Annotated in this window: 5 protein-coding genes; 1 reads left to right on the top strand and 4 read right to left on the bottom strand. The window is 45.0% G+C overall.

All coding sequences use genetic code 11. From position 1 onward, the window contains the following. The 4 genes from ABYB02_RS15165 to ABYB02_RS15150 all read right to left on the bottom strand — a co-directional run. Window positions 1-1,274: AbgT family transporter (locus ABYB02_RS15165; protein ID WP_372763242.1), on the bottom strand; the 1,274-nt coding region annotated here is incomplete at its 3' end. Between the two features lie 170 nt (window positions 1,275-1,444). Then, window positions 1,445-1,720, bottom strand: a complete 276-nt coding sequence (locus ABYB02_RS15160; RefSeq protein ID WP_372763241.1) for a YfcL family protein — start codon at window positions 1,718-1,720, stop codon at window positions 1,445-1,447. A gap of 3 nt (window positions 1,721-1,723) precedes the next feature. After that, window positions 1,724-2,881 (bottom strand): ATP-NAD kinase family protein, encoded by a 1,158-nt coding sequence (locus tag ABYB02_RS15155; protein ID WP_372763240.1) that lies wholly within the window; start codon window positions 2,879-2,881, stop codon window positions 1,724-1,726. Beyond that, window positions 2,871-3,425 carry an elongation factor P hydroxylase gene (locus tag ABYB02_RS15150; RefSeq protein ID WP_372763239.1) on the bottom strand — a complete coding sequence of 185 codons (555 nt, stop codon included), beginning with the start codon at window positions 3,423-3,425 and terminating at the stop codon, window positions 2,871-2,873. The genes ABYB02_RS15155 and ABYB02_RS15150 overlap by 11 nt, the downstream gene beginning before the upstream one ends. Window positions 3,426-3,614: 189 nt before the next feature. Here ABYB02_RS15150 and ABYB02_RS15145 point away from each other — a divergent pair. Beyond that, window positions 3,615-4,253: 2'-5' RNA ligase family protein (locus ABYB02_RS15145; RefSeq protein ID WP_372763238.1), on the top strand; the 639-nt coding region annotated here is incomplete at its 3' end.

Raw genomic sequence — 4,253 nt, 5'->3', positions numbered from 1 at the left:
ATAGGCACAAACACTGGACCTAACAGCGCCCACTTAGCTGAGCTTGAGCCAACAAACAAGTTAACAAAGCCGGTTAAAAAGATAATACCTACTACCGTCACTGAGCTTGGCAACGCCATCGCTTTTAATAACTGCGCCCCTTCGATTGCCAGTAATGCCCCAAGGTTTGATTTACTAAACGCGGCAATAAATAACGAACAGAAAAATGCCATTACAATATAATACGCCATGCCGCTCATCGCTTTGCTCATCGCATCTATCATGTCTTTAGAACTTTTAAAGGTGCCTACGGTAAAACCATACACGGCGCCTGGGATCCAAAACAGTAAGAATATTAGCGGTACAATCGACTGCATTAAGGGCGAGCTAAAGTTCGTTAACGAGCCGTCACTGCTGCGCATCGCCGAGTCACTATCAGCCGACACATAGGCAAGTAACGCCAGACCTGCAATCATTACCGAGCTGGCAATTAAAAACGCGCGTTTTTCGTCGCTGCGGGCATCTTCAAATACTGGTAAATTTTCTTTATCACCATCAACGGCGGTATTTTTCAGCCGTGGTTCAATAATTTTATCGGTAATGTACCAGCCTAACATCACAATAAATAAACTCGATGCAGAAGCAAATGCCCAGTTATTCAGTGGGTTAATGCTCATAGTTGGATTAATGATTTGTGCCGCACTTTGGGTAAAACTTTGCAGTAACGGGTCAATTCCTGAGGGAATAAAATTAGCACCAAAGCCACCACTGACTCCGGCAAAGGCGGCTGCAATGCCGGCAAGCGGATGACGCCCTGCAGCAAAAAAGATTACCCCAGCAAGCGGAATAACTAATACATAGCCTGCATCGGTCGCGGTGTGGCTGACTATTGCCACTAAAATAATCGACGGCGTTAATAGTTTTTTAGGGGTCACTTTAAGCATTAACTTAAGGCCGGTGTTAATAAACCCCGAGTGCTCAGCAACACCCACACCCAGCATAGCCACTAATACCACGCCTAAAGGCGCAAAACCGGTAAAGGTTTTTACCATAGAGGATAAGAACGTGGCGAGGGAGTCACTTGCCAACATATTGTTAATAATAATGGCTTCGCCGGTACGAGGATCGATAGCATCAAAGCTAACGCCTGAAAACCACCACGACAATCCCCAAATTAATAGCATCGCGAATAAAAATATAATTGCCGGATCGGGTAATTTATTCCCTACTCGCTCTACAAAATTTAAAAATCGTGCGATCACCCCAGTGGGTAATGCGCTTTCGTTATTATTCATTATTTTATGCTCTCTAAATTATATTTTAGTAACAATATCCTATCTTTAGCTCACAGTAAATTGAGCTTTTAGCTACTTTAAGTTTTAATCATAAAAAAGCGCGACAAACTTTGCGTTGTGTCGCGCTTTTAACGGTATTTTATGTTTTATATGCGTAACTTTACGCTATTTTAAGCCAGTGCTTTGACTTCTTCCCAGAGCCTAACAACCAGGGCTTTATCGTCTTCGTTTAGCTCGCCGTTGTGGTACGCTTTTACTAAGCTTTGCTCTACGGTGTCGTTAAGTTCGTCGCAACTAATCGATAACTGCTCTACTTGTGCATAGCCCACTGCTAAGTCAAAGTGACCGCGTAAGTAGCCACCGGCAAATAACTCATCGTCGGTTGCTTTAACTACTAAGTCATCAAAATAATGCTGGGCTGCATCAATATAGTTCACTAAACTCATTTTTTACTTCTCCTGATGTTGTAAGGTCGTGCTGCCTTCAAGGCTTTGATGCCCCACTGCATACATAATATGGTCGTTAAATCCGCAGGTTACTTTTATATACCCACTTAATTCATCATCTAAGGCGCTATCGCCGGTGTCGCAAATAAGCGGACGGCCATTTAAAGCCTGTAATTTTGTTTTTGTTGCCACCACAATTATATTTTCTTTGCCTATGGTGCGAATAAGCGCGGGGCTGAGCTGTTGATTACCGCGGCCAAAAATATGCCCTTGACCACCAATTAAGGTGATCACCAATTTAGTGCTCTGCCCTTGGGTGTGCTCAAGTAACTGCGCGGCGGTTAAATCTTGGGCTATTAGGCTTTGATCTTTCACTAAATCAACCCCCAGCAAGGTATTATCTAGCCCCATTTCTTCCATCACCGCTGCAACGGTTGAGCCACTGCCCATAACGTACAGTGTGTCTTCGTCCATTTCGCTCACCACGTAAGCGGCAATATCGGTCAATACCAGCTCGTCGCTTTCTTTACCGCCACTTTTCACTGCCTGCATATAACGCACTTCGCTAGGTACTTGCATTTCACCAAAGCGCTTGGCCTTAACGGTGCCTTGCCTAAATGCGTCTTCGTCTATGTCCATCACATCGGCATCACTTAGGGTAACCAGTTCGCCATTCACCAGCATTTCAACCACGCGACCCGCCGCTTTAGGCGTAATAGCATAAACCCCCGAATGAATTTTACAGCCCGCGGGAACACCTAACACCGGTACTGTATCTTCAACCGCATGGCAAATATTACGAGCGGTACCGTCACCGCCGGCAAATAACACTAAATCTACACCTATCTGTTTCAGTGCTATTACGGCATTTTCGGTATCCTCGGCGGTGGTTATCGCTGCGGTGGTATGCACCACCTCAACGTTAAAACCGAGCGACTTGGCGCAGTGCTCACCCATGTCATTATTAACGGTATAAATAATGAGTTGCTCTTTATACGGTAATAACACTTCAAGCGCCGCTTTGGTACGGCTATTTGCTTTGGGCTCAGCGCCTAATTGCAATGCTTTTTCTGCGGTAGCCGCGCCGTCACTGCCTTTTAACGCCACACTGCCACCTAAACCCGCAAGCGGATTGATAATTAAACCTAATTTAAACACCATTGCAAAGCTCCTGTGGGTGTTGCCAATTAAATTGCGCTTTCGTTAGCGGCCAAGGCGTTTTATAAAAATCACTCAATGCCTTTAATAGCGCTGCGGTTCGAGTATTAACACCTTTATCAAGCAAGCATAACAGCTGTTGATGCACGCGCTGTTGAAACGCAAAGCGACAACTTTGCTCACCATTTAAGTTATCTACCGACACATTAAAATCAAACCCAGCCGCGGTGCTTAATAACCACTCTATGGCTTGGGGTTTTACTTCAACAGTTTCAAATTCAGCTTGCTGGGTTTGATCGCGCCCATCGGGGCAATACCAATATCCATAATCTTCCAGTAAACGGCGTTTTTCGCCCGCCACCAGCCAATGCGCTATTTCATGTAAGGCACTGGCGTAAAAGCCATGGGCAAACACAATTTGATGAAACGGTGTTTTATCATTCGCGGGGATATAAACCGGCTCGTCATCCCCCTTTACCAATTGAGTATTGTAATCTTGGTAAAAAGTAGCTGCAAAAATAGAAATTAAATCGGCTATTTGGTGCATAAGTCATTCATTAATTGTTAGGGTAAAGGTGCAACTAACGCACGCCAAAATCGAGGTGGATTGTACGGACTTTTGCCTAGAAAGTAAAAAGTGCGGCGCTTAAGTTGGTAGTTATTGCCTGCGATGTTATTTACTGCGCCCCCGAGAACCCTTACCATAGCTGTAATCAATCATCACACTGACGATGTAATGTTAAATACCTTAAAGATAAAACCGCGACTATTTACCTGTATCGCCTTCGTGATGCTGCTTGGCACATCCCCTTGGGCGATCGCTAACAGCGTTAGCATTAATGTGTTTGCCATTCCTTCGCAGCCTATTATTGACTTAATGCAGCGCACCAGTGACGCACTAAAACTTCAAGGTTTAACGAGCTTTTACGCTCAAGGTAAACCCGTGCATGTGACCTTGTATTTAACCGAATATGAGCGTGGCAGTGAAGCGGCAATAAAGCGCATAGTGGCAAAGATAGCCCAGCAACAGCAAGCCTTTGCTATTACCGCAGAGGGCTTTACTGTATCAAAAGGTAATTGGGCGTTTATTAATGTAGCGCACTCTGCAGCACTACAAAAACTGGCCGATGAAGTGGTGCTGGCGTTGTCGCCACTGCGTGATAAAAGCGCGGCCTTGCCAAACTGGGCAAAAAGCTACCCAAATAAAGTGCTGGCATTTAAACGTTACGGCAGTCCCAATGTATTGCAAAATTTTCAACCGCATTTAACTTTGCTTGCTAACGAGAGTAGCCCGCAACTTACGCGATTTAAGCAACACATGCAGGTGCAGCCACCTGCTGCACAGGGGCAAATCATCGGTATCGGGATAGGTATT

The sequence above is a fragment of the Pseudoalteromonas sp. genome, from assembly GCF_041613455.1.
Lineage (GTDB): Bacteria > Pseudomonadota > Gammaproteobacteria > Enterobacterales > Alteromonadaceae > Pseudoalteromonas.
The sequence above is the reverse complement of the archived record's forward strand: the minus strand, read 5'-3'. Positions and strand labels throughout refer to the sequence as shown.